Source organism: Larkinella rosea, from assembly GCF_003858635.1.
In the GTDB taxonomy this organism is placed as follows: domain Bacteria; phylum Bacteroidota; class Bacteroidia; order Cytophagales; family Spirosomataceae; genus Larkinella; species Larkinella rosea.
Genome location: NZ_RQJO01000011.1, coordinates 165,400 through 189,391 on the forward strand (window position 1 = coordinate 165,400; position 23,992 = coordinate 189,391).

Here is a 23,992-nt window from a genome sequence, read left to right on the forward strand (position 1 = left end):
CCGGAAACGACCAGTTATTCATTTTGGATTTCAAAAGAGGGGAAGAACCTGTACTTTAGATCAACTAATCCAATAGCGGTTTCCAAATACTTCAAACAGACTAGAGTGTCAGAAAATGAAAAACATAACCAGGCGGATCACGAAAGAAAGGCGTTAGAAGAAGAGCTCGAAACCGAACGGGCCATCAATTTTTTTGCGATTTCACTCATTGATCAAACAACCGTCGAGGAGGTTTTGTGGGACGTTGCCAAGAATTGCATCGCCCGGCTGAACTTCGTCGATTGCGTGGTCTATTTGCGGGATGAGAAACGGAATGTACTCGTGCAGAAAGCCGCCCACGGCCCCAAAAATCCCCGGTCTTACGAGATTTTCCAGCCGATCGAAATTCCGATCGGGCAGGGCATCGTGGGGTCGGTGGTGCTGAGCGGAAAAGCCGAGATCATCAGCGACACCTCGCTGGACCCCCGCTACATCCGGGATGACGAAATGCGGTTTTCCGAAATTACGGTTCCGATTGTGCTGGATGGAAAAGTGATCGGCATCATTGACGCCGAACACCCCGAAAAGAACTTTTTTGAACCCCGGCATCTGCATATTCTGATGAGCATCGCCCGGCTCTGCGCCCAGAAAATCCGGCGTGTCGAGATCGAGCAGGCGTATCAGCAAACCGAACGGCAACTGCTCGAAAACAACAAGCGGATTGCGGAAACGAAGCTGCTGGCGCTGCGGATGCAGATGAACCCGCACTTTGTTTTTAACAGCCTGAATGCCATCAATAAATTTATTCTGCAAAACGACGTGGACGAAGCATCGCTGTATCTGACCAAGTTTTCGCGGCTGATGCGGCAGATGATCGACAACACGCAAACCGAGTGGGTATCCCTGCGCAGCGAACTGAAAGCGTTGCAGAACTACGTGGAGTTGGAACAGTTGCGGAGCGATAATACCTTTGAATTCTCACTGGTGGTTAGTCCGGCAATCAGTCAGGATACGGTGCATGTGCCGCCTTTGCTGCTACAGCCATACGTTGAAAATGCGATCCGACACGGCTTACTGGCCCAAAAAGCCGAAAAACCGGTTTTACAGATCGACTGCCAGCAGGTCGCCGGTTTTCTGGTGATCTGCATTGCCGACAACGGCATTGGGCGCGAAGCATCGCTGCGGTCGCAGGCCAACAGCCTGATGGCACACAAGGCCCATGGCAGCCGGATTGCAGAAGAGCGATTGCAGATTGTGAATGAAATTTACGGCGTCGATGCGCGGATCGACGTGGCCGATCTGGTCGATTCGGCGGGCGTTGCGGCCGGAACCTGCGTTACGTTTACCATGAAACTCAAACAACCATGACAGCCATTATTGTCGACGACGAAAAACATTGCCGCGACGTGCTCGCCCTTCTGCTCCAGCGGTTTTGCCCCCAGGTGCAGCTTCTGGCGTCCTGCGTCGATGGAACAGAAGGTTACCAGGCCATTGAAATGCACCATCCAGACCTGGTTTTTCTGGACATCGAAATGCCCGGCATGAGCGGTTTCGACATGCTCGAAGCCTGCCGGTTTACCAAATTCGACGTTATTTTCACGACGGCCTACAACGAATACGCGATCAAGGCCATTCGGCACAATGCGCTGGATTACATCCTGAAACCGATCGATAAAGACGAGCTGGTGCAGGCCGTTCAGAAAGCTGAACAGGAGCGGCTGACCCGCGTGCCCGCCAAAGTGGAAAGTTTCGTGGATTACCTCCACCGCCAGAAAACCGGTGATCGCATTGCGCTGCCAACGCTGGAAGGCTTGCAGATCATCAACAGCGAGGAGATTTATTACTGCGAATCGGACGGCGGCTACACCCGGTTTTTCCTGACGAACGGAAAGGTTGTGCTGATTTCCAAGACGTTAAAAGAAGTGGAAGACGTGCTGGAAACCAAAGGATTCTGCCGTGTTCACCACGGCTACCTGATCAACCTGCGCTACGTGCAGCGCTACATCCGGGGCGACGGGGGCGAGGTGATCATGGAAAACAACAAAAACATCCCGGTTTCGCGGAACAAGAAGCAGGAGTTTCTGAATCTGCTGGAGAAAATATAGGAGCGGTTTTCCGTATTCAGCATACGGTTTTTGCTGGCTGACGCGCGCCGAAAACCGTATACTGAATACCGAAAAACCGTCAGACCTCTTTTTCTACCGCTATAAAATGCGTCAGTTCGCCCTGTTTGGTCCAGATCGGATCAATTTCGATGTCGCAGAGGTAAGGCGCTCCGCCTTTGCGGTAATTGATCAACTGCTGGCGAATCGGGGTTTTTACGGCCCCACGGTGAGCTTGCGCCAGCTCGTCGGATAACTGTCGAAGACGTACGGGATCGGTTTCGGGCCCCTGCAAAAACCGGGGTGTTTGCCCCACAACTTCCCCGGGATTATAACCCGTCATGGCCAAAAACCGGTGGCTGGTCCACAAAATGGATTTGGCCAGGTTGGAAACTACCAGCGTGTAACCCTCGGAAAGTGCCTTTTCATAATCCCGAACCAGCTTCCAGTCAAAAGCCTCCGCAAGTTCACGCAGCTTTTCGACTTCGCGCCGGTGGTGACGGTCCTGTGCCTGATCGAGTAAAAAGATTTCCAGACAAGCCGCCGGAAACAGCCGGGTCGAAACCGTGTTGCGCTGTAGATAGTTTGCGTAAGATTGATTCGATTGCATAAATTCTACTTTTTCAGGTGATTACGCGTTGGATGGCCGTTCGCGGCATTGGAAAAGATAGCCAGATTACGGATCATTATCAACAGAAAACCGCTATTTAACTTCCAGCACCAGCCCCGTTGTCCATCGGAAATCGTTGTTTTTCCGTCCAATGGCAACGACACTTTCGTACGAATTCTGCACCATCGTTCGCACGCTGATGAGTGTGCTGAGCCGGATTTGAAACGCCACATTGCCGTTCCACCGCAAATTTGGCTGGTTGAGGGCCGGTTGAAAAAAAGCCGTATGCGTGATGGAATATCGCCCGTCGTGCCACTGGTATTCGCCCACAATCCGGGTCGAGTTTCGCAACACGTTGATATCCTGTACTTCCGCCGTGTTGGTGATGAAATCGGTGTATTCATACAGCAGCACATTCGTCACCGACAGGTAGGCGTTTTTTTTGCTGATCAGCTTATAACCAACTCCTGCCCCGCCGGTCAGCCGCTGCCGGATTTTACGCAGATTGCTGATTTCGATGGCCCCAAAACCCAGGTAATAAAACCGCTTTTCCTGCAAAAAGGTTGTCCGGAAATCGGCCAGAATTTCGCGTTCATTCAATTGCTGATTCTGCCGGCCGTAGGCAAATGACGGGCTGCTGGCAAACCGGAACAGGCGGCTCACGGCCCAGTCGAACGTGCTGCCAACCTGAATCAGCGCCCGGTTGACGTTCCCGGCGGTTACCGTGCCGTCGGCGGTAATTTTGTAATGAAAACCCGACAGATCGCTGGCCGCAATCGTGTCGCCCTGGGCCTCGTCCGGATCATCGCCCGCAGCCGTGGTGTCGGCTACGACAGCATTGGCGGTGTCGGTTGGTGCAACGATTCGGAGCGTGTCCGTTGGAACCGGAACAATCTGGGCAAAACCGGTTAACGGCAAAAACAGGCAAAAAAGAAGAATGATTTTCCAATTGATCATGGGCAAAAATACGATGGCTTCTTGTCTATAACCCATCCTGCCGTACATTTGGTCTGCATTTGTTCCAAAATGATTCAATCGCCCTGCTTATGGCCGTGATTCGTTGGGGCGTTCTGGGCTTAGGCCGGATTGCCCATAAATTTGTTCAGGATCTGCTGACCGTTCCGGAGGTCGAACTCCTCGCGGTGGCGTCGACCAGCCAGCAGCGGGCCGATGAATTTGCGGCCCAATACGGCGCGAAATACGCGTTTGGCTCGTACGAGGAACTGGTGACCTGCGAAGGGCTGGATGTGGTCTACATTGCCACGACCCACAATCACCATTTCGAAAATACGCTGCTGTGCCTGAATGCGGGCCTTGCGGTTTTGTGTGAAAAACCGTTCGCCATGAACGCCGAACAGGTTCGGCAAATGGTCGAAACCGCGCGTTCGAAACGGGTTTTTCTGATGGAAGCCCTTTGGACCCGGTTTATGCCGTCGGTGCAGAAAGCCCTCGAACTGGCCGAAAATCAGGCTATCGGGCAACTGAAAGGCCTGCGTGCCGACTTCGGTTTCGTGGCGCCGGTGGTTCCCGAAAAACGGATGTATAACAAGGCGCTGGGCGGTGGTTCACTGCTGGACATCGGTATTTATCCGCTCTTTTTGTCTTATCTGTTTTTGGGAAAACCGGCCACTGTTAAAGCAACGGCAGTTTTTGGCGAAACGGGCATCGACGAGCAATGCGGTATGGTGTTGACGTATGGCAAAAACCAGTTGGCCGTTTTGAACAGCACGGTGGTGTCGAAAACCGATACCGATGCGGTTTTGTACGGCGACAACGGCAGCCTCTATTTGCCCGGTCGTTTCCACGAAGGTGACTCTGTTATTCATCAACCCCACGAAGGTGAGCCGGAAACGTTTACCTTTGCACGGACAACCTGGGGTTACGACTACGAAGCCGAACACGTTTCGGACTGTTTGCGCCAGCGGAAAACCGAAAGCCCGTTGTGGTCGCTCGACGACAGCCTGAACCTGATCGGTCTGCTCGACGCCGTTCGGGCCGAAGCCGGGATTTTGTATGAAGAGGATAAGTAGTTTTCAGTATACTGAAAACCTGTTTTAAAACACTTGATTGTTATGAACAAAAGACTCCTTGCTTTTTCAGCCTTGCTGCTTTCGGGCCATACGTTGGTAATGGCTCAATCATGGGAACAGGTGAAGCCGAAGAATGAGTGTGAAAAGCGCCACGAAAACGCTGCTGCCCTCGTGGGTGACAGCCTGTATGCGATCGGTGGTCGCGGGATGAAACCGCTGGAAGCCTTGAATCTCAAAACCCTGATGTGGAAAAGACTACCGGTTGCGCCGGTAGAAATGAATCATTTTCAGGCAATTAATTACAAAGGTGAGATCTACGTGATGGGCGCTTTTGAAGGCAAATACCCGCACGAAACGCCCATTCCGAACATCTATATTTACAGCCCCAAAACTGGTAACTGGCGGAAAGGGCCCGAAATTCCGAAAGCGATTCAACGCGGTTCGGCGGGTGTGGTGGTCTACAACGATAAGATTTACATGGTTTGCGGGATCATCGACGGTCATTTCGACGGCCACGTTTCGCGGCTCGACGAATACGATCCGAAAACCAACACCTGGAAACAACTCGCCGACGCCCCGCGCTCGCGCGATCACATCAGTGCGGCCGTGGTCGGCACCAAACTATACCTGGCGGGCGGTCGTCGCTCGTCGGCCAAAACCGGTCACGTGATCGATACGACGATGCCGGAAGTAGACGTATACGATTTCAAAACCAACAAATGGGAAACGTTGCCGGCTGAAAGCAATTTCCCGACCCTGCGGGCCGGAAGCACGGCGGTGACCAAGGACAATAAGGTGTGGGTGATCGGGGGTGAGAGCGAACAACTGCTGTCGCACAACGAAGCCGAAGTGCTCGACCCGAAAACCAACCGCTGGACGTCGGGGCCGAAGCTTCACGAAGGGCGTCACGGTACGCAGGCCGTAGTGTATAAAAACAGCATTTACATCCTGGCCGGATCAGCCAACCACGGCGGTGGACCCGAATTGAATACCGTCGAAGTTTTAAAATAACCAATGAATCAACCAACTGATCGATACGCGCAGCGTGGTGTTTCGGCTTCCAAAGAAGACGTTCACAAAGCTATTGCCAAACTGGATAAGGGGCTGTTTCCCAAGGCTTTCTGTAAAATTGTGCCCGATGCGCTGGCGGGTGATCCGGACTATTGCACCATCATGCACGCCGATGGTGCCGGAACCAAGTCGTCGCTGGCGTATCTCTATTGGAAAGAAACCGGCGATTTGTCGGTTTGGCGGGGCATTGCGCAGGACGCCGTCGTGATGAATACCGACGATCTGATTTGCGTGGGTTCGGTTGGCCCGATGTTGTTGTCGTCGACCATTGGCCGGAACAAAAATCTGATTCCGGGCGAGGTTATTGCCGAAATCATCGACGGAACCGAAGAGGTTCTCGACATGCTGCGGCAGCACGGCGTCGACATTTCCAGCACCGGGGGCGAAACCGCCGACGTGGGTGATCTGGTCCGGACAATCATCGTCGACAGTACGGTTATCGCCCGGATGCGCCGGTCCGACGTCATCAGCAACGACCGGATTCAGGCCGGTGATGTGGTGGTGGGGCTGGCTTCGTTCGGTCAGGCAACCTACGAAAAGTCCTACAACGGCGGTATGGGCAGCAACGGCCTGACCTCCGCCCGGCACGATGTGCTGGCGCATTACCTGGCCGATCAATACGCCGAAAGTTTCGACCCGGCGGTGGACCGGAGCCTGGTTTACAGTGGCTCGAAACGGTTAACAGACCCGGTTTCAGATACCGGTTTAAACGTCGGGCAACTGATCCTGTCGCCCACGCGGACCTATGCGCCCGTTGTGAAAGTATTGCTGGATGAGCTGCGGGCGCAGATTCACGGCATGGTGCATTGCAGCGGGGGCGCGCAGACGAAAGTGCTGCATTTTATTGATGATCTGCACGTTGTCAAAAACAATCTCTTCCCGATACCGCCTTTGTTCGAGCTGATTCAGCAGGAAAGCGGCACGAGCTGGCAGGAAATGTACAAGGTGTTCAACATGGGCCACCGGCTGGAAATCTACCTGCCGGAAGCAAACGCCCAGCGGGTGATCGAGATTGCCGGGCAGTTCGGCATTGAAGGCCGGATCATCGGCCATGTCGAAGCGTTCGAAGGCAAACGCGTAACCATTCAGAGCGAAGCCGGAACGTTTGTGTATTAAAGAATTACAAAAACCGTCTCTTGTCTCAAATCTCTTCTCTCATGTCTCTGCAATGAGCCAGGTCAAAATTTACGGTGTCAGCAAACCGCTGCGGGCCATTCGGGATCGGTTGTCGGACGTGATTCATGCGTGCGTGGTCGAAGCCCTGCAATTTCCGCTGAACAAACGCGCGCACCGGTTTTTGTACCTCGAACCGGAGGATTTTTTCATGCCCGAAGGCCGCACGGAAAACTACATCATTATTGAGTTGATCATGATCGAAGGCCGGACGATTGAGACGAAGAAAAAGCTGATCAACCTGCTTTTTGAGCGAATCAGCCAGCAAATCGGGTTGTCGTTGGCTGATATCGAAATATGCATTCTGGAAAGCCCGGCCCACAACTGGGGCTTTCGGGGCAAAACCGGTGATGAAGTGTCGATCAATTACCCGATCAATGTGTAAGATTTCGGTTTTCAGTTTTCGCCGGATCGCTGCCGGTTTCCATCTTTACCGAAGTCGATGACTTACCGAAAACTGTATACCGTAAACTGAAAACTAAAATGACGTTGCATCTGAAAGTCAAACCGGGCAGCAAAATCGATAAGCTGTTTTTCGATGCGGCTGGTCAGTTGAACGCCAAAATCAAGGCCCCGGCGCAGGACGGCAAAGCCAATGCCTATCTGGTGGATTTCCTGGCGCGTCAGTTTGCGGTTTCCAAATCCTCCGTTGAGATCGTAGCCGGTTTTACCAATCCGCATAAACGATTGGAAATCAACATTGATGAAGCGGGGCTAACCCGTTTTTTGGCGGATTTGGAAGGGTATCGGTAAGCAGATAAAAAAATAATTCGCCGTACGTGTGACAATTGCGAGCTTGCTGCAACCAATACCGTTGAATCCATTCGTTGTCTTTCCGTGGCCAAAGCATCGTTACATCAGGAATTTGTCCAGCTCATCGCGCAGCATCAGAAGCTGATCCACAGCGTTTGCAGCCTGTACTATCCGTTGCCCGAAGATCGGAAAGACCTTTTTCAGGAAATTGTGCTCCAGCTTTGGAAATCCTATCCGACTTTTAATTACCAATCGAAAGTAACCACCTGGCTCTATCGGGTGGCGCTCAATACGGTTTTCGCCCGCATCCGGAAAGAGAAATCCCGGCCCAGAAATGAGCCGCTTTCCGAACAAATCGACCAAATTCCGTCAGCAGATTCTGACAACGTGGAGAGCTCAGCCACGCAGGAATTATACCGGGCGATCAGTCAGTTATCAGACGAAGATAAAGCCATCATCCTGTTGCATCTGGACGAACACAGTAACGATGAAATTGCCACGATGATGAGCATGAGTCGCACCAACGTCAGTACGCGAATGAGCCGGATCAAAAACCGGCTGAGCAAACTATTTAAAAAAGAATTATTATGAATACCGACGACTTGAAACCGCTCTGGGAAGCTTATAAAAACGAGGTGGGGAGCTCGATGAAATGGAGCGAAAAAGAACTTTTGCAGCTCATTAAACCAGCCGCTGTCGCTTATCCGTGGTATCAATCGTATCGACACGCTATTCTAAACGTTGGCGTCAGTGTTCTGCTACTGGGAATAACCTCCGGTTGTTAATTTTCTTTTCGATTTTATCGTATGCTAACCTACATAATCTGGGATATTTCCCCACGCATTTACACGCTCGAAATCTTCGGTTCCGAATTTCCGATTGCCTGGTACAGTTTGCTGTTTGCTGCTAGTTTTTTAGTCGGCCAACGGCTGATTTCGTACCTGTACGCCCAGGATCACAAACCCGCTTCGGATGTCGAATTGCTGACGTTGTACGTTGTGATTGCCACCGTCGTGGGCGCCCGATTGGGTCATTACCTGTTCTACGAGTGGGAGTTACTGATGGCTGATCCCTGGAAGTGGTTTACGTCAATGGTCCATTTGCCGTTTGAAGGGCTGGCCAGTCACGGCGCAACCATTGCCATTTTACTGGCGCTGTTTTTGTACAGCCGAAAGCGGAGCGATCAGCCGTTTTTGTGGGTAGCCGATCGGGTCGTTATTGTCGTCAGTTTGGGAGGAGCGCTGATTCGATTGGGGAATTTAATGAACTCCGAAATTTACGGGAAACCGACTACCTTGCCCTGGGGTTTTGCGTTTGTTCGGGAAACCGATCCTGCGTTATTGCCCGTCGTTCCGCGACACCCGACGCAGTTGTACGAAGCCATTTTCTGTCTGGTCTTGCTTGCGTTAACGTTCTCTCTGTGGAAATACAAACGCCAGATAGTACCGAGCGGTTTTATCACAGGAATGTTTCTAATTCTGCTGTTTAGTTTCCGGTTTTTAGTCGAATTTCTGAAAACCAATCAGGAAGATTTTGAAAACAGGATGGCATTGAATATGGGGCAGATACTGAGTATTCCGGCTATTTTAGCGGGCATACTAATCCTGATTATCGCTCAAAAAAAGCATAAGCCAGCGTTAATTGTCAGATTGTAATGAGCGCGTTTTACGGATTCCATTCTTTCGGTAACCCGATCTGGCGGGCATAAAAAACCGGGCCGTAGGAGTGAATAAAATCCAGGGCCTGATTGACGTCCGTTTCAAATTCGATGTAATAATCCGGGTCGATCTTTTGCAGTTTTTTCAGAATCGTCTCCGCTTTTTTCGCGACAAACGCGCATGAATTCTGGTTGTGGTGGTTCAGATGGGCAAACTGGCTGGGCTGGACGTTGAAAAAAGCCGTCAGGATGTAGAGATTCAGTTCAACTTCGCCGTATTTATCCTTCGTAATCTTGACGTGGTGCGTAATGGCCGAGGTGAGCGAACGAAGCGCTTTCAGCATCCAGCCATCGGGGTGCGTGTAGTGACCGTGGGCGGTTTGGGCAATTTTTTCCTTCAGTTCGTGCCGTCGTTCTTCGGTCGTTGTTTCGCCTTCGATCAGCACAAAATGCAGCCGTTCCACCAGATCCTTGTCTTTGGCAATCAGGCGAAGCAGCAGCTTGTCTTTCTCGCCCGGCGGTAGTTTCAGAATTTCTTTTTTGAGGTCTTTATCGATGGCTGGCATCTCCTAATATTTCCTGATTTTACCAAAATTAGGAAATATTAGGAGATCAATAGCATTTTCAAACCCGCTGAAACGCCACAATGGCATTGTGCCCACCGAAGCCAAACGTATTGCTCATGACCACATTGACCGGTTTTTGAACAGCCACATTGGGGGTCAGATTCAGGTCGGAGCTAATCCGCTCGTCAACGGTCTGGAGATTGATGGTGGGAGGGATCGTATTATTTTGGATCGCCAGAATACCGGCAATGGCCTCGATGGCTCCGGCGGCTCCCAGCAAGTGGCCCGTCATCGACTTGGTGGCACTGAGGTGGAGTCGTTCGGGTTTATGACCGAACACTTTCTGGATGGCCTGCGATTCGCTCAGATCACCGACGGGCGTGGATGTTGCATGAACGTTCAGATAATCAACATCTTCCGGTTTCAGGTTGGCTTCACGCAGGGCTTCGTTCATCGCCAGCGTGGCGCCTAATCCTTCCGGGTGCGTCGCTGTCATGTGGTAGGCGTCGGCGGTTGCACCGGTTCCGACCAACTCCGCGTAGATTTTGGCACCCCGGGCTTTGGCGTGTTCGTATTCTTCCAGCACGATGGCTGCCCCCCCTTCGCCCAACACAAAACCGTCGCGGTTGGCATCGAACGGGCGGGAAGCCGTGGCCGGATCGTCGTTGCGTTCCGACAGCGCTTTCATCGCGTTAAAACCACCGACGGCCACTTCCGTCACGACGGCTTCCGAACCACCGGCGATGATCACCTCGGCTTTGCCCAGACGGATGTAGTTGAAAGCATCGATCAGGGCGTGAGTCGCGGAAGCACAGGCCGAAACCGGGGCGAAATTGACCCCCCGAAAACCGTACCGGATCGAAATCAGGCCCGACGCCATGTTGGCAATCATTTTCGTGATGAAGAACGGGTTGAATCGTGGATTGCGGCCACCGGCTCCGTAGGCAATGACCTCTTCCTGAAAGCTATACATCCCGCCAATCCCCGACGCCCAGATCACGCCGACGCGGTTGGGGTCCACTTTATCGTCGACCAGCCCCGCATCCCGAACCGCTTCGTCGGCGACAACGAGCGCGTACTGGCTGTATTCGTCCATTTTGCGGGCTTCTTTTTTCTCCAAAAACTGAAGCACATCGAAGCCTTTCACCTCACAGGCAAACTTCGTTTTAAACAGTGTGGTGTCAAATTTGGTAATCAGGGCGGCTCCGCTACGACCCTGTACCAAACCATTCCAGTATTCTTCTACGGTATTTCCGATGGGCGTCAAGGCGCCCAATCCCGTTACAACAACTCTCTTCATTGGATCATGCAGGCTTTAAACCTGTCTTTTAACGTCTTAATTGGTTCTTATAAAACCGCCCGTAAAAGCCGTATTCAACTGATTTACAGACGTTCGGCTGCGCGATCTCGGCAATCGGTAAGTAATTGCTCGTTGCCGAATAACTTGACCAGGAGCAACGATCCCTGAATTTCAACGGTCACTTGTTGGGCTAGTTCCACTGCTTTTTCCTCGGAATGACTGGTCCGGTAAAGGTGCGCCAGCGCAGCGATTGCATTGTTAAAATGAACGCGCAGCGGTTCTTTAAATTCTTCGGTTACTAAAGCGGTTTCCAGAACGGTATTACCCATTAGGCAACCGCCTTCCGTGCGCAAAACGCCATCAAACAACGCATCGAGCAACTCCGCGAGCCGTTGTTTGGGCGTACCGGATTCCTGGTAAGCGATGGAAAAAATGTGCTTTTCATTGTATGCATTGGAATGCCAGAGCACCTCTTTCATCAACGCTTCCTTGCTGCTAAAGTAGTGGTAAAAGCTCCCTTTCAGCAAACCGCACGCCCGCGCCAGATCGTCCATTGTAGTCCGATGAAAGCCCTGCCGTTTGAATACGCGCATGGCCTTTTGCAAAATCTCGTCCCGTGTAACTTTTTGAACCGGCATGCGGCAAATGTAATGGACTGATTTGTTTTTACCAAACGTTTGTTTGATAAAAAATATCCAAACCGTCTTGAACTGGGATTACGCGGATTAAAGGATTGAAAGGATACAAAAGATTTAATTATAAGATTGAGGTAACCATCTTAGTTAATCCTTTAATCCGCGTAATCCCAGTTCAAGACGTATTATCTTTGCGGCATGATGTTACAAAATGACCTGTTGCTGCGGGCGGCCCGTGGCGAAAACGTAGAACGCGTGCCCATTTGGCTGATGCGTCAGGCTGGCCGGATCTTGCCGGAATACCGCGCCGTTCGGGAAACCGCCGGGAGCTTTATCAAACTGGCGACAACGCCGGAATTAGCTGCCGAGGTGACTATTCAACCCGTTGATATTCTGGGTGTTGATGCTGCGATTATTTTCTCCGACATTCTGGTAATCCCGGAAGCGATGGGACTGCCGTACGAAATGGCCGAGCAACGCGGACCGGTTTTTCCGGAAACCGTTCGGACGTCACAGGACCTGGCCCGGTTGAAAGTGGCCGATGCCGAGAGCGATCTGGCGTACGTGCTGGATGCCATCAAGATTGTGAAGAAAGAACTGAATGGCCGGGTTCCGCTGATTGGATTTGCCGGGGCACCGTTCACGATTTTCTGCTACATGACCGAAGGCCGGGGCTCGAAAACCTTCTCGGTGGCGAAAAAACTTCTGTATACGGACCCGGTTTTTTCCCACGCACTGCTGCAACAAATCACCGACAGCACCATCGGATACCTGAAAGCCCAGGTTCGGGCGGGGGCTGATCTGATTCAGTTATTCGATTCGTGGGCCGGTATTTTATCGCCGGACCAGTACCGCACGTTTTCGTTGCCGTATATCAAACAGATTTGCGACGCGCTGGCGACTGAAACCAGCGTTCCGGTGACGGTTTTTGCCAAAGGGGCGTTTTTTGCCCGGCAGGAAATCGGCCAGCTGAGTTGCTCGGTGGTCGGGCTCGATTGGAACATGGACGCGGCTGAATCGCGGAAACTGATTCCGGACAAAACCCTGCAGGGCAATCTCGATCCGTGCGTGTTGTACGCTGAATATGGCCAAATCAAAGCGGAAGTGCGGAAAATGCTGGAGACGTTCGGGACACAGCGGTACATTGCTAACCTCGGCCACGGGGTTTATCCCGATACCGATCCTGAAAAAGTGAAATACTTCATCGAGACTGTGAAAGAATACTCCGCATGAGCGACAAGAAGAAAGCACAAGCCGTTTTTACGCGGCATACCGAAGCAGAAACGCAGTCGTTCGATACGCAGGAGGAAGCTATTCACTTTCTCGAACAAGGCGTTAAAAACAAAGACATCCAGCCGATTGCGGTGATTGTCAACTACAAAGTAGTCTGGCGGTACCACAACAACCGGGGCAGGGATTATACGGACGACTACATCAACGAAATCCGGCGACAGGCCGAATAATCCGACCGGTTTTCATTGCCGAATGGCCTGATCGTTAAACTTTTCCATGATGGTTTCCGGTTTGGCGAGTTCCGTAAAACCGAACTGTTTGTAGAGACCGTGGGCGTCGCGGGTGGCCAGCAGCCAGCGCCGGATGACTTGCAGGTCGGGGTGAGCCATGACGGTCGCCATGAGCCACTTCGACAGGCCCTGACCCCGGTATTTTTCCAGGACGAAAACGTTGCCGAGGTACGCAAACGATGTAAAGTTGGTGAGTACCTGCGCGTAACCGATTTGATTGTCGCCGTCGTAAAGGCCAAAATGGAGCGTCGAGTTGTCCATTTGCTTTTGCAGCGTTTCGCGGCTGATGCCGGTGGCCCAATAGGAGTGGTTCGCCAGAAAATCGTGAATAACGTCGAATTGCAGCCGTGATGGATCGGTCGAAATGGTGTAATGATCCTGATTGACTTCCATGTATTACAGTAATTTTTCCTGAATGGCTTCCTGTTTCAGGCGGTTTTTGTCGATGGGAACAACGCCCAGTGATTCGCAAACCAGCCCACCAGCCAGATTGGATAAACCGGCGATAAAACCGGGCGGCAAACCGAGGGCGACGCAGCAAGCCGCCACGCTGATGACCGTATCGCCCGCGCCCGAAACATCCGAAATCTGGCGGATGTGCGCCGGAAACCGGTGGATTTCGTTCTGGAAATCGATAAAAACGCCCCGTTCCGAGAGTGTAATCAAGGCACCTTTGAGGTTCATGCGGGCTTTCAACTGGTCGACGGCGGCCTGAAATTCTTCCACCTTTGTCACATCGAAATCAATTTTTAACCCTTCTTTCAGCTCTTTCAGATTGGGTTTGAACAGCGTTGTGTGGTTGTAGGCCAGGAAATTCCGCTTTTTCGGATCGACCACCGTCGGAACACCCTGCGCATTCGCAAAAGCCGTAATCTCGGCAATCGCTTCCGCACTCAGAACACCTTTGTCGTAATCCTGAAAAATAACCACCTGGCAACGCGGAATTAGCTCTTTTGCTTTGTCAATGAGTAAGTTACGCTCTGCCTCGGTAATGTATGTATCGGTTTCCGTATCCACCCGAACCACCTGCTGCGAACCCGCCATGATGCGTTCCTTGATGGTGGTAATCCGTGAGTCGCTGCGAATCAGGCCGTCGCAATTGAGCCCGTGTTCCTCCAGTTGATTAATCAGCCGGTCGCCCGGTTCGTCGGTGCCGATGACGGAGCAAATGATGGGTTCGGCCCCCAGCGCCTGAACGTTCAGAATGACGTTTCCGGCCCCGCCCAGCCGCAGTTCGCGCCGTTGAACGGTCACCACCGGCACGGGTGCTTCCGGCGAAATCCGATCCACGCGTCCCCAGACGTAGGAGTCGAGCATCACGTCGCCGACAATCAGGACGCGGAGCGAATTGAACGCTTCAAAAATTTCTTCAATGGATGTGGTATTGACCAAAATAGGTATATGGTTTACAGTTTACGGTTCGTGGTATACGATTTACGGTGGCTGGCGCATGAAAATAGACTTAAATAATATGTCAACCCAGGCGTAAACTGAAAACCGTATACCGAAAACCGTATGCTACTTTAATAACGGCTTCAGTTTTTCGGTCCAGAGTGCGTAACCGGCGGGTAACATGTGCAGACTGTCGGGCCGGAAATACATTCCTTTAATTTGGCCGTTGGCGTCGAGCATGGCGGAATAAATGTCCAGGTACTGCGCCCGGCGTTGTTTCGCAATATAGTTCTTAATCAATGCATTAGCCTCCTGCGTGATCGACAGGTATTTCCGGCGCGAGGGGCTGGGTTTCATCGAAATAAACACAATATCGGTTTGAGGCAGCGGTTTTCGGATGGCGGTGAACAGCGTCACAAACCGGTCGAAAACTTCCTGCGCCGTCACTTTTCCGCTGGCTACGTCGTTTTCACCCACGTAAATAACCACCTGTTTGGGTTTGTACGGAATAATGGCACGGTCGGCAAAGCGAATGACATCCGGTAGGGTAGAGCCGCCAAAACCGCGATTGAGCACCACTTTATCCGGAAAATCGGTTTTGAGACTTTCCCACAGCCGGATCGACGAACTGCCCGTAAACAGAATCGGATTTTTGGGTGGCGGGGTCGTCTGGTCCTGCTGCTCGAACGCTTTGATTTCATTTTCAAATGGAACCGGCTGCTGCGCAACCGCAACGCATTGAATGACAAGGGTAATCAGGAATAGGAGTGCGTATTTTTTCATAAAGGATTATTAGGAATAAATCAAAAAAACAGATTTGCCGTTTTGTCTCAGCCCACGGTTTTAACCGTGGGACAGGTTTCGTTTTATTCTCTTTTGCGCAAACCGTTTTAACGGTTTACTCCCAACCCGCGATCGCCAAAACAGTTGAAACGGTTTTTTGGATTAATTGATATTTCGCTGTATCCCAAGGTTAAAACCTTGGGCTGTTAATTTCTGCATCGACATTTCATCACAAAAACTGTACAACCGATTCCAGCCCCATGCCCCGCGAGCCTTTGATCAGGATTGCCGTGTTCTGAAACGGATTGTCCATGATCCAGTTGTGCAACGAAAACTTGTCGGGGAAATAATACGCTTTGGGCAAAGCCGCCAGCGCGTATTTCATGTCTTTTCCGGCCAGAATTACCGTGTCGAACCGGCCCTGCGCAATCAACTCGCCCAGAGCTGCGTGCTCGGCGGGGCTTTCGTCGCCGAGTTCGTACATGTCGCCCAGAATCACCACTTTATGGGCTGCATCCTGCTTCATGAAGTTCTGAATAGCCGCAGCCATTGAACTCGGATTGGCATTATAGGCATCCATCAAAAGCAGGTTGCTGCCCTTCTGAATGACCTGCGAGCGGTTATTCGTCGGATTGTAACCGGCAATCGCTTCATTCGCTTCCTCCGCCGGAACGCCGAAAAACTTCCCGATGCAGAGCGCAGCCGCCATGTTGTCGAAGTTGTAATGCCCGGCCAAATGCGTCGTAACCACCTGACCGGTTTCGTCTTTGTAAACCACCGCCGGATTTTCAGTGATGATTTCGTATTGATCGGTGAGCTGGTAAAAAACCGCTTCGCGGAAAAGCCGTTCGCCAAACATCGCCCTCAACGTCTCGCTCTGGGCGTTGACGAAAACCGTACCGCCGGTTTCGGCCAGAAAATCGAACAACTCGCCTTTGCCTTTCCGGACGCCCTCGACTCCACCAAAGCCTTCCAGGTGCGCTTTGCCGACGTTCGTGATCAATCCGTGGGTCGGCCGGGCGATGGAACACAGCAACCGGATTTCGCCCTGGTGGTTGGCACCCATTTCGACCACCGCAATCTCGTAACTGTGGTCAATCGCCAGCAACGTCAGCGGGACGCCGATGTGGTTGTTGAGGTTTCCCACCGTAGCGTACGTGCGGTGTTTGCGCGACAATACGCTCGCAATCAGTTCTTTGGTGGTCGTTTTTCCGTTCGATCCCGTCAGGCCAATGACGGGAATCGTCAGCGTATTCCGGTGATGCCGGGCCAGTTCCTGCAAAGCCGTCAGGCCGTCGTCGACCAGCAAATACCGGCTGTCGGCGGCCAGCGCCGGATTGTCGATCAGGGCGTAGCGGGCCCCTTTCTCCAGCGCATCATTGGCGAATAAATTTCCGTCAAATTGATCGCCTTTCAGCGCGACATACAGACAACCTTCTGTAATTTTACGGGTATCGGTCGATACGCCCGCGCATTCGCGGAAGCGATCGTATAATTCAGGAATGGAAATAACCATTTTCCGGAAACAAGTAAACCAACGTTGTGAGTCTGTTCGTTATCCATTAACCGCACGGCCGACTTTGTCAATAGTGTGGTTAATGAGCCAAAGTTACATGAAAAAGCTGTTTACCGTACTTTGTTTTCTGATTCTTCCATTCGCCCGGGCCCAAACCGGCGGTTCGTTTTCGTTTCGCTACGATGCCGGAGCCACCGTTAAAATTGTGGGCCGTAACCTGACCAATCCGTGGGCAGGGGGGATCAACGGAGCGCAATATTCCCGAATTCACCTCAATACCGATACCGTCGAGGATTTAGTCTTTTATGACCGCCAGACCAGCCGGATCACCACTTTTCTGGCCGAAAAACAGGCCGATGGGAGCTATCTCTGGCGGTATGCCCCGCAGTATGAAGAGCAGTTTCCGGCCATTACCTTCGGCACCTGGATGCTGCTGGTCGATTACGACCACGATGGTAAAAAGGATCTCTTTACGCACACCAACGGCGGTTTGCGGATTCTGCAAAATACGTCGGCAAACGGCAAATTGTCATTTAAAACCGTGGCCGACCCGGTTTACCACGAAGGCCTTTCCGGTATTCTGAACCTGTACATCAACTCGGTCGATATTCCGGCGATTCTGGATGTGGATGGCGACGGCGATACCGATATTCTGACGTACGACATCAACGGCGGCACGGCAAATCTGTACCAGAACATGAGCGTCGAACGAAAAAAAGACCCGAACGGCCTGGATTTCAAGCGAATCGGTTTTTGCTGGGGGAATTTTAAAAGCGACGACGACTGCGATGAATTTACGTTTGGGCTGGATTGCGTTTACGTCGGCAACGAAACCGGGGGCGACAATGCGGGGGCGCGGGTGAAACACAACGGGAATTCGATGCTGATCATCGACGTCGATGGCGATGGCAACAAAGATTTGCTGACGGCTCACGTTACCTGTCCGCACGTTTCGATGCTGACCAATTCGGGGGGCAACGGAGCTTCGACGGTTTTTGCAAAGTATACCAATACCTTTCCGTCGACGAATCCGATTTCGTTCAACCTTTTCCCGGCTTTATACGCCGAAGACCTTGATTTTGACGGGATTACCGATCTTGTTGCTTCGCCGAATACGTACGGGAATGACGGCAATCTGATCGATTTTCGGGTTTCCAACTGGTTTTATAAAAATACCGGCACGAATACCCGACCCAATTTTCAGTATGCCTCCAAAAGCTTTTTGCAGGAAGACATGATCGATTTCGGCGAAAATGCGACCCCGGTTTTGGCTGATCTCGATGGCGACGGTGACCTGGATTTACTGATCGGGAACGCGGGCGTCCGCGATGCCACCGGCTACCGGGCCAGCATTGCGCATTTCGAAAATACCGGTACCAAAAGTAAACCGGCCTATGAACTGAAGACGACGGACTACCTGGGACTTTCCCAGAAATTTCTGTTAACGGACCTAAAAGTGGCCATTGCCGACATCGACGGCAACAACAGTTTTGACCTGATTTTTACCGGTAACTCGATCAATCGCGCGCCGGAAATCCGGTATATTCTGAATCAGGGCGCGCGCGGAGCAGCTTTTCAACTCGATGCGACCAAAGTGCAGCAAATCCCGACGCCCGACCGGCTGGGCATCATCGATCTGCCAACCTGGTACGACGTGGATCGCGACGGCAAAACCGATCTGCTGATCGGAAAACAGAACGGCGGAATTGAATACCACCGCAATACCGGCACGGCAACGGCACCCAAATACGAATTGCAACAGCAGAATTACGGACAGGTGAATGTGTTGCCGGGTGCCACCAGTCCGTCGATTGTGGTCGTCGACTTCAACGGTGACCAGGTTCCGGAGTTGCTCACCGGCACCCGCGACGGCATGATGCGGCTTTACAAATTACCCGCCCAACCCGCCGATAAAATGCAGTTGCTGGATTCGACGCTGGTGATCAACGAATTGACGCAAACGGCCGACAATGCCATTCCCGGCGGAAATCTGGTGCTGACGGCCGCCGATCTGGACAACGACGGTTTGGCGGATGTGCTCGCCGGAACCATGACCGGGGGCGTTCGTTACCTGCGCAATACCTCGGAGAAAGTGGTCATTACGGGCACGGAAGACGAGGAAACGAAACAGCCGTGGGTGTATCCGAGCCCGACCGACCGGTTTTTGCGAATCAAATCACCCAACAACGGCGTGGTTCAGGTGCTGAATTTGCTGGGACAACCCGTAACGGCCCGGCAGACAGTGCTGGCGCACACGGAAACCACCATCGACCTGGGACCGTTGCCGATTGGGGTTTACCTGGTCCGGTTATTCCGCGACGGACAGCCCGTTCGACACCAGAAGGTCATTTTGTCGAAGTAAAAACGGGTGATTGATTACTTTTACGATCATACACCTAACTCCGCTGGCATGATTGTCTTTGTAAATACCCCTTTCAACGCGTCTGATAAAGCTTATTTTCTCGAAAAATTTCCGTCCGGTCACGAAGTTATTTTCAAAAAAGACCTTCCCGAAAACGAACAGGAAGCGGCTTTTCAACGGGCCGATATCGTCTTGGGAAATCCCCCGGTAGCCTGGTTTTCGGAAGGTAATAATCTGAAATGGTGGCAGTTGGATTCGGCGGGTTTCGATGGGTATAAAAATCTGAAACTGACCAATCCGGTGACGAACATGGGCGATTATTTCGCCTGGCCCTGCGCCGAAACCATCGTGGCCGGCATCATCGCCTTTTACCGCGACATTCACGGACTGGCGGTTTTGCAAACCCAGAAGAAGTGGATCGGGGTGCCGCTGCGGTTTAAACTGGGCTTACTCAGGAATAAAAAAGTGATTATTCTGGGATCGGGGACCATCGGTCAGGCCGTGCGGCAAATGCTGACCGGTTTTCAGTGTAACGTCCGGTTTCTGGCCCGGACCAACCCGGAAGCTGAACTTCACACCGCCGACGAATTGAAAGCTGCGTTGCCCGAAACGGATCTGGTTGTCAATTGCTTACCCGGAACGGCGAAAGGTTTTTTCTCCGCCGAACTCATTGCCGCCATGAAAACCGGTAGCGTCTACGCCAACATTGGCCGGGGCAGCACCACCGACGAAACCGCCCTGATCGAAGCCCTGAAAAGTGGACAGTTGGCCGGAGCGGTTTTGGATGTTACCGAAGTAGAACCGCTACCCACCGATAATCCATTATGGGAAATGCCGAATGTGATTCTGACCCAACATACGGGTGGGGGACAGGCGACGGAAGACTTGGGTAAAGCGGATTTGTTTATTCAGAACCTGCACCAGTTTTTATCTGGAAAACCGCTTGAAAACCAGGTCGATCTGTCGAAAGGCTATTAAAATAGGGGTTGCCGCTATCAGGGCCGTCGACCACTGACAGCGGTGAAAGGCAATTTTCTCAACCATCCTGCTTTCATGAAGAAATTACTGCTTGCCGGGCTCTTATTCTGCACTTTCGTTGGCTTTGGGCAGACCTTATCCAACCCCTTGCTGCCATCCGGCGCCGATCCGTGGAGCATTCATAAAGACGGTTTTTATTATTACACGAACACCACCGGCCGGAATCTGACGCTGTGGAAAACCCGCTCGCTGGCTGATCTGAAAACCGCCGAAAAGAAAGTGGTCTGGACGCCCCCCGCAACCGGCATGTATTCCAAAGAAATCTGGGCGCCCGAACTGCATTTCATCAAGAGGAAATGGTACCTGATTTTTGCCGCGGACGACGGCAAAAACCGCAACCACCGCCTGTGGGTGCTGGAAAACGAAGCCGCCGATCCGCTGGGAGGCACCTGGACGATGAAAGGCCAGATCAAAACACCCGACGATAAATGGGCCATCGACGGTTCGATTTTTGAGTTCAGGGGAAAACTCTACCTGGTGTGGTCGGGCTGGGAAGGCGACGAGAATGGGGAGCAGGATATCTACCTTTGCCAGATGGAAAATCCGTGGACAGCAACGGGTAAACGCATCCGGATTTCGTCGCCAACGTATGCGTGGGAAATCGATGGGAAAATACCCAAACCGGGACCGGATGATAAGCCCATTGTGCTGGTCAACGAAGGGCCGCAACCGCTTCAGAGAGGAGACCGCCTGTTTGTTGTTTTCTCGGCCAGCGGTTGCTGGACCGACAGCTACGCGCTGGGTATGCTTTCCTTCAATGGTGACCAGGACATTATGACGCCCGGCAATTGGAAAAAGCAGGACAAACCGGTTTTTAAAGCGGTCAACGTGACCGGCACGAGCGCGGCCGGTCATAACTCCTTTTTCAAGTCGCCCAACGGCCAGGAAGACTGGATTCTGTACCACGCCAATCCCGAACCGGGGCAGGGCTGCGGAGGACACCGTTCCCCCCGCGCGCAGAAATTTACGTGGGGAGCCGACGGCATGCCAACGTTCGGTCAGCCGGTCGCACTGGACGTCACCATGCCGGTTCCGAAGTAACGTCACCGGCTGTCTTCCAACCATTCGATTTCGCTGTGGATCAACGTTATATTCCTGAGAGGATTTTTATAGCTTTTGCCATGATTCGAAGAAATTGGTGTGCGGTTTTGGTCTGCATTGGCGTGTTTATCGCTTGTAGTCCTGTCGCGTTGGCCCAGACGGATTCATCTAATTCCCGAAAAAACCATGATCGGTATTGGGTCAGCTTTGGACTCGGCCGGGTTATCAGCCAATATCATCCAGGGGGGCTTCCCGCAATCATGCCCGTCAATTACGTACCCGAAACCGGAAAAACCGCCCAATTTTTTGGTCTGGTGGGAACGGCGCATTTCCAGCCCCGGAATACGAAAAGCGTAGTTTCGCTCCGCTACGTCCTGAACGGCGAGTGGATGTATCACAATTTTCCCGGCATCCGGTACGAAGAACTGGGCGCGCTGTACGGCATCCGGCTTAACAATTTCCTGATTTCCGCGGGTGTCAGTAAAAATCACGGCGTCGATCGGGGACAATTCGTTCGGAGTTCCGATCCCGGTAGTCTTTTAAATGGAGATTATTACGAAAAAGTTACGTATAAGGGCTTCGGCCTGCCACTGGAAGCCCAATTCATTTTTCCTTTTCAGGGATTCAGTTTCAGGCTGGCGGCTTTCGGCAACATCAATAACGGCCACTCCTACGGCGGCTTTAACTTTTCGATTTGCCTCGGGAGAATGAACTGAGGGCATTGCGCTCGGCGGGCGCAGAAATTTACGTGGAGAGCCCAATGACGTGCCGCAAGTTAGGCAACCGGTGGCGCTGGATATGATCATGCCCGTTCCGAAATAACGTACCAATTATTAAAAACAGTCGGAACAATCTTCTATCAGCCCACCGCTTTAGCTTTGATTAAAGCGAAAAGAAACCGACTGTAGCAGCCAACTGTTAAAACGGTTTCTTATCCGGAAAAATCGTTAAAACGGTTCCGTTACTATTCGAGAAGCGTCAAAAAACGTTAAATTTTAGTCAGCAGCTCACAGAGTTTTTTCACGGCTTTCTTTTCATAGGCTTCTTTGAGCGAAATAATCATAATCGTTCGTCGCATGTTTTTTCCTTTAATGGGAATCCCCACCACATCGGGATCGTTTAAACTGGTTTCACTCAATATGGTATGCCAACGCCCGGTTTTTACAATTTCAAATAAAGTCGGTATATCATTTATTTCCATGCAAATATTCGGGGCCAGATTTTTCTGACTGAATGACTCCTCAAAAAACTGGATCGTATTAGAGCCGCTGAACGGTAACGCCAATGGCAACCCGGCGACTTCATTCAGTGATATACTGCTTTTTTGGGCCACCGATGATTTTTTAGCCGTTACCAACACCATATTGGCGCTTAAAAGCGTCTGATAGGTCAGATGCGGTTCGTTGGCCTTTTCATGGAATGTCAACACAAAGTCAAATTGATGCAAATTAAGTTTTTCGAGAAGATCCTTTGTGGTACCAAAGACAACCTGGATTTTGATATTGGGGTATTGCGTTGCAAACTGGATCAAGGTTCTGGCAAAAAGAATGCGCATGGAGTAAATCACCCCGATGGTGATTTTTCCCGTATTCAGGTTTTTTAAATCCTGTAAAAGCAATAAGCCTTCATTCGCTCTGTTGATGCTTTGCAAAGCATATTCACCAAACAGTTGACCTGCTTCAGTTAGTTTTATTCGTTTTCCAATACGGTTAAACAAAGGAACGTTTAGTTCATCTTCCAGTTGCTTAATTTGTTGAGATAGCGTGCTTTGGCTGATGTTCAAAGCCTTCGCTGCTTCCGTAAAATTTAATAGCTCTTTGGCTTTTAAAAAATAGTTGAGCTGTCGTAATTCCATATTTCTAAATCGGTTTTTTCGATTGTTTTCATCGAAAAATAGCGTTTTGTAAATATAGACACTGTTTAGATATTTGCGGGCTAAGCTTTCAAACGGCGCATTTTTAACCCTTCAATAAATGAATTATGAAATCTGTACTGATTGCATCGTTTTTTCTTTTAACCACTTGTTTCGCTGCGTTTAGCCAGGAAAAGCCGAACACGGCTGTGGCTGAAAAAGGCTTGATTAAAGTATCCGTCATGTACCCGTATGCCGAAGGGAAAACCTTTAACATGGAGTATTATCAAACCAAGCACATGCCGATGGTCGCCGGGTTTTTAGGATCAAATCTGGTTAAATACACCATTGAAAAAGGGCTTGCCAGCGGTATTCCGAACCAACCGCTGTCTTATATGGCGATCGGCACTTTTTACGTAAAAAGCCTGAGCGATTACCAGGCGGCTATCGCGCCAAACCGGGACGCCATTCGGGCCGATTTTCCAAATTACACCAACATCAGCCCCGTCATCCTGGTGAGTGAGGTGGTAAAATGAATAGGGGTATTCCGGCACGGTTTTAAAGCCAACGTGGCCCGACCTGCACGGACTAAAGTCCGTGGGTACGTTG

General features: G+C 51.5%; 27 protein-coding genes. 17 read left to right on the top strand and 10 right to left on the bottom strand.

Annotated elements, in window-relative coordinates:
* Positions 1 to 105 precede the first annotated feature (105 nt).
* The gene (locus EHT25_RS24760; RefSeq protein WP_124877876.1) at positions 106 to 1,347 is read left to right on the top strand and encodes a histidine kinase; all 1,242 of its coding nucleotides are present in this window, start codon (positions 106 to 108) and stop codon (positions 1,345 to 1,347) included.
* Positions 1,344 to 2,084, top strand: a complete 741-nt coding sequence (locus EHT25_RS24765) for a LytR/AlgR family response regulator transcription factor (protein ID WP_124877877.1) — start codon at positions 1,344 to 1,346, stop codon at positions 2,082 to 2,084. The genes EHT25_RS24760 and EHT25_RS24765 overlap by 4 nt, the downstream gene beginning before the upstream one ends.
* 79 nt (positions 2,085 to 2,163) lie before the next feature.
* Here EHT25_RS24765 and EHT25_RS24770 read toward each other — a convergent pair whose 3' ends face one another.
* Together EHT25_RS24770 and EHT25_RS24775 are read right to left on the bottom strand one after the other, a co-directional pair.
* The gene (locus tag EHT25_RS24770; RefSeq protein ID WP_124877878.1) at positions 2,164 to 2,691 is read right to left on the bottom strand and encodes a PAS domain-containing protein; all 528 of its coding nucleotides are present in this window, start codon (positions 2,689 to 2,691) and stop codon (positions 2,164 to 2,166) included.
* A gap of 93 nt (positions 2,692 to 2,784) precedes the next feature.
* Positions 2,785 to 3,684 carry a DUF481 domain-containing protein gene (locus EHT25_RS24775; protein WP_185731477.1) on the bottom strand — a complete coding sequence of 300 codons (900 nt, stop codon included), beginning with the start codon at positions 3,682 to 3,684 and terminating at the stop codon, positions 2,785 to 2,787.
* Between the two features lie 53 nt (positions 3,685 to 3,737).
* Here EHT25_RS24775 and EHT25_RS24780 point away from each other — a divergent pair, with 53 nt between their 5' ends.
* The 8 genes from EHT25_RS24780 to lgt all read left to right on the top strand — a co-directional run bounded on the left by EHT25_RS24780 (position 3,738) and on the right by lgt (position 9,373).
* On the top strand, positions 3,738 to 4,721 hold the full coding sequence (locus EHT25_RS24780; protein WP_310588777.1) for a Gfo/Idh/MocA family protein: 984 nt from the start codon (positions 3,738 to 3,740) through the stop codon (positions 4,719 to 4,721).
* A gap of 42 nt (positions 4,722 to 4,763) precedes the next feature.
* Positions 4,764 to 5,732 carry a Kelch repeat-containing protein gene (locus tag EHT25_RS24785; RefSeq protein ID WP_124877880.1) on the top strand — a complete coding sequence of 323 codons (969 nt, stop codon included), beginning with the start codon at positions 4,764 to 4,766 and terminating at the stop codon, positions 5,730 to 5,732.
* Positions 5,733 to 5,735: 3 nt separating this feature from the next.
* Positions 5,736 to 6,908: an AIR synthase related protein gene (locus EHT25_RS24790; RefSeq protein WP_124877881.1), complete on the top strand. Its 1,173-nt coding sequence runs from the start codon at positions 5,736 to 5,738 to the stop codon at positions 6,906 to 6,908.
* 52 nt (positions 6,909 to 6,960) lie between these two features.
* Positions 6,961 to 7,350, top strand: coding sequence for a tautomerase family protein (locus EHT25_RS24795; protein WP_124877882.1), 390 nt, complete (start codon positions 6,961 to 6,963; stop codon positions 7,348 to 7,350).
* 98 nt (positions 7,351 to 7,448) lie between these two features.
* Positions 7,449 to 7,718, top strand: coding sequence for a DUF167 domain-containing protein (locus EHT25_RS24800; protein ID WP_124877883.1), 270 nt, complete (start codon positions 7,449 to 7,451; stop codon positions 7,716 to 7,718).
* 84 nt (positions 7,719 to 7,802) lie between these two features.
* Entirely contained in the window at positions 7,803 to 8,309 is a 507-nt protein-coding gene (locus EHT25_RS24805) for an RNA polymerase sigma factor (protein WP_185731478.1), read from the top strand.
* Complete coding sequence (locus tag EHT25_RS24810) at positions 8,306 to 8,503, top strand: hypothetical protein (protein WP_124877885.1); 198 nt, start codon at positions 8,306 to 8,308, stop codon at positions 8,501 to 8,503. Before EHT25_RS24805 ends, EHT25_RS24810 begins: the two co-directional genes overlap by 4 nt.
* Before the next feature lie 21 nt (positions 8,504 to 8,524).
* Positions 8,525 to 9,373, top strand: a complete 849-nt coding sequence (gene lgt, locus EHT25_RS24815) for a prolipoprotein diacylglyceryl transferase (protein ID WP_124877886.1) — start codon at positions 8,525 to 8,527, stop codon at positions 9,371 to 9,373.
* 10 nt (positions 9,374 to 9,383) lie between these two features.
* On the opposite strand, the gene EHT25_RS24820 is transcribed toward lgt, so the two are convergent.
* The 3 genes from EHT25_RS24820 to EHT25_RS24830 form a co-directional block, all read right to left on the bottom strand.
* Entirely contained in the window at positions 9,384 to 9,941 is a 558-nt protein-coding gene (locus tag EHT25_RS24820) for a hypothetical protein (protein ID WP_124877887.1), read from the bottom strand.
* Positions 9,942 to 9,999: 58 nt separating this feature from the next.
* Positions 10,000 to 11,241, bottom strand: a complete 1,242-nt coding sequence (fabF, locus tag EHT25_RS24825) for a beta-ketoacyl-ACP synthase II (protein ID WP_124877888.1) — start codon at positions 11,239 to 11,241, stop codon at positions 10,000 to 10,002.
* A gap of 83 nt (positions 11,242 to 11,324) precedes the next feature.
* Positions 11,325 to 11,879: a TetR/AcrR family transcriptional regulator gene (locus EHT25_RS24830; RefSeq protein ID WP_124877889.1), complete on the bottom strand. Its 555-nt coding sequence runs from the start codon at positions 11,877 to 11,879 to the stop codon at positions 11,325 to 11,327.
* A 195-nt stretch (positions 11,880 to 12,074) separates the two neighbouring features.
* Between EHT25_RS24830 and hemE the strand changes: the two genes are divergently transcribed.
* Positions 12,075 to 13,109, top strand: coding sequence for a uroporphyrinogen decarboxylase (gene hemE / locus EHT25_RS24835; protein WP_124877890.1), 1,035 nt, complete (start codon positions 12,075 to 12,077; stop codon positions 13,107 to 13,109).
* Positions 13,106 to 13,339: a hypothetical protein gene (locus tag EHT25_RS24840; protein ID WP_124877891.1), complete on the top strand. Its 234-nt coding sequence runs from the start codon at positions 13,106 to 13,108 to the stop codon at positions 13,337 to 13,339. Before hemE ends, EHT25_RS24840 begins: the two co-directional genes overlap by 4 nt.
* 12 nt (positions 13,340 to 13,351) lie before the next feature.
* On the opposite strand, the gene EHT25_RS24845 is transcribed toward EHT25_RS24840, so the two are convergent.
* The 4 genes from EHT25_RS24845 to EHT25_RS24860 form a co-directional block, all read right to left on the bottom strand.
* Positions 13,352 to 13,792 carry a GNAT family N-acetyltransferase gene (locus EHT25_RS24845; protein ID WP_124877892.1) on the bottom strand — a complete coding sequence of 147 codons (441 nt, stop codon included), beginning with the start codon at positions 13,790 to 13,792 and terminating at the stop codon, positions 13,352 to 13,354.
* Between the two features lie 3 nt (positions 13,793 to 13,795).
* Complete coding sequence (locus tag EHT25_RS24850; RefSeq protein WP_124877893.1) at positions 13,796 to 14,791, bottom strand: bifunctional heptose 7-phosphate kinase/heptose 1-phosphate adenyltransferase; 996 nt, start codon at positions 14,789 to 14,791, stop codon at positions 13,796 to 13,798.
* Between the two features lie 126 nt (positions 14,792 to 14,917).
* Positions 14,918 to 15,574, bottom strand: coding sequence for a GDSL-type esterase/lipase family protein (locus EHT25_RS24855; protein ID WP_124877894.1), 657 nt, complete (start codon positions 15,572 to 15,574; stop codon positions 14,918 to 14,920).
* A 229-nt stretch (positions 15,575 to 15,803) separates the two neighbouring features.
* On the bottom strand, positions 15,804 to 17,090 hold the full coding sequence (locus EHT25_RS24860) for a UDP-N-acetylmuramoyl-tripeptide--D-alanyl-D-alanine ligase (RefSeq protein WP_124877895.1): 1,287 nt from the start codon (positions 17,088 to 17,090) through the stop codon (positions 15,804 to 15,806).
* A gap of 97 nt (positions 17,091 to 17,187) precedes the next feature.
* On the opposite strand from EHT25_RS24860, the gene EHT25_RS24865 reads away from it, so the two are divergent.
* The 4 genes from EHT25_RS24865 (at position 17,188) to EHT25_RS24880 (ending at position 22,247) form a co-directional block, all read left to right on the top strand.
* On the top strand, positions 17,188 to 19,452 hold the full coding sequence (locus tag EHT25_RS24865) for an FG-GAP-like repeat-containing protein (protein ID WP_124877896.1): 2,265 nt from the start codon (positions 17,188 to 17,190) through the stop codon (positions 19,450 to 19,452).
* 48 nt (positions 19,453 to 19,500) lie between these two features.
* Positions 19,501 to 20,430 carry a D-2-hydroxyacid dehydrogenase gene (locus EHT25_RS24870; protein WP_124877897.1) on the top strand — a complete coding sequence of 310 codons (930 nt, stop codon included), beginning with the start codon at positions 19,501 to 19,503 and terminating at the stop codon, positions 20,428 to 20,430.
* Positions 20,431 to 20,505: 75 nt separating this feature from the next.
* Positions 20,506 to 21,531 (top strand): glycoside hydrolase family 43 protein, encoded by a 1,026-nt coding sequence (locus EHT25_RS24875; RefSeq protein WP_124877898.1) that lies wholly within the window; start codon positions 20,506 to 20,508, stop codon positions 21,529 to 21,531.
* Positions 21,532 to 21,791: 260 nt separating this feature from the next.
* Positions 21,792 to 22,247 carry a hypothetical protein gene (locus EHT25_RS24880; RefSeq protein WP_124877899.1) on the top strand — a complete coding sequence of 152 codons (456 nt, stop codon included), beginning with the start codon at positions 21,792 to 21,794 and terminating at the stop codon, positions 22,245 to 22,247.
* Positions 22,248 to 22,519: 272 nt separating this feature from the next.
* Here EHT25_RS24880 and EHT25_RS24885 read toward each other — a convergent pair whose 3' ends face one another.
* Positions 22,520 to 23,386 (bottom strand): LysR family transcriptional regulator, encoded by an 867-nt coding sequence (locus tag EHT25_RS24885; RefSeq protein WP_124877900.1) that lies wholly within the window; start codon positions 23,384 to 23,386, stop codon positions 22,520 to 22,522.
* A gap of 125 nt (positions 23,387 to 23,511) precedes the next feature.
* Here EHT25_RS24885 and EHT25_RS24890 point away from each other — a divergent pair, with 125 nt between their 5' ends.
* Positions 23,512 to 23,919, top strand: coding sequence for an EthD family reductase (locus EHT25_RS24890; RefSeq protein WP_124877901.1), 408 nt, complete (start codon positions 23,512 to 23,514; stop codon positions 23,917 to 23,919).
* Positions 23,920 to 23,992: the final 73 nt, after the last annotated feature.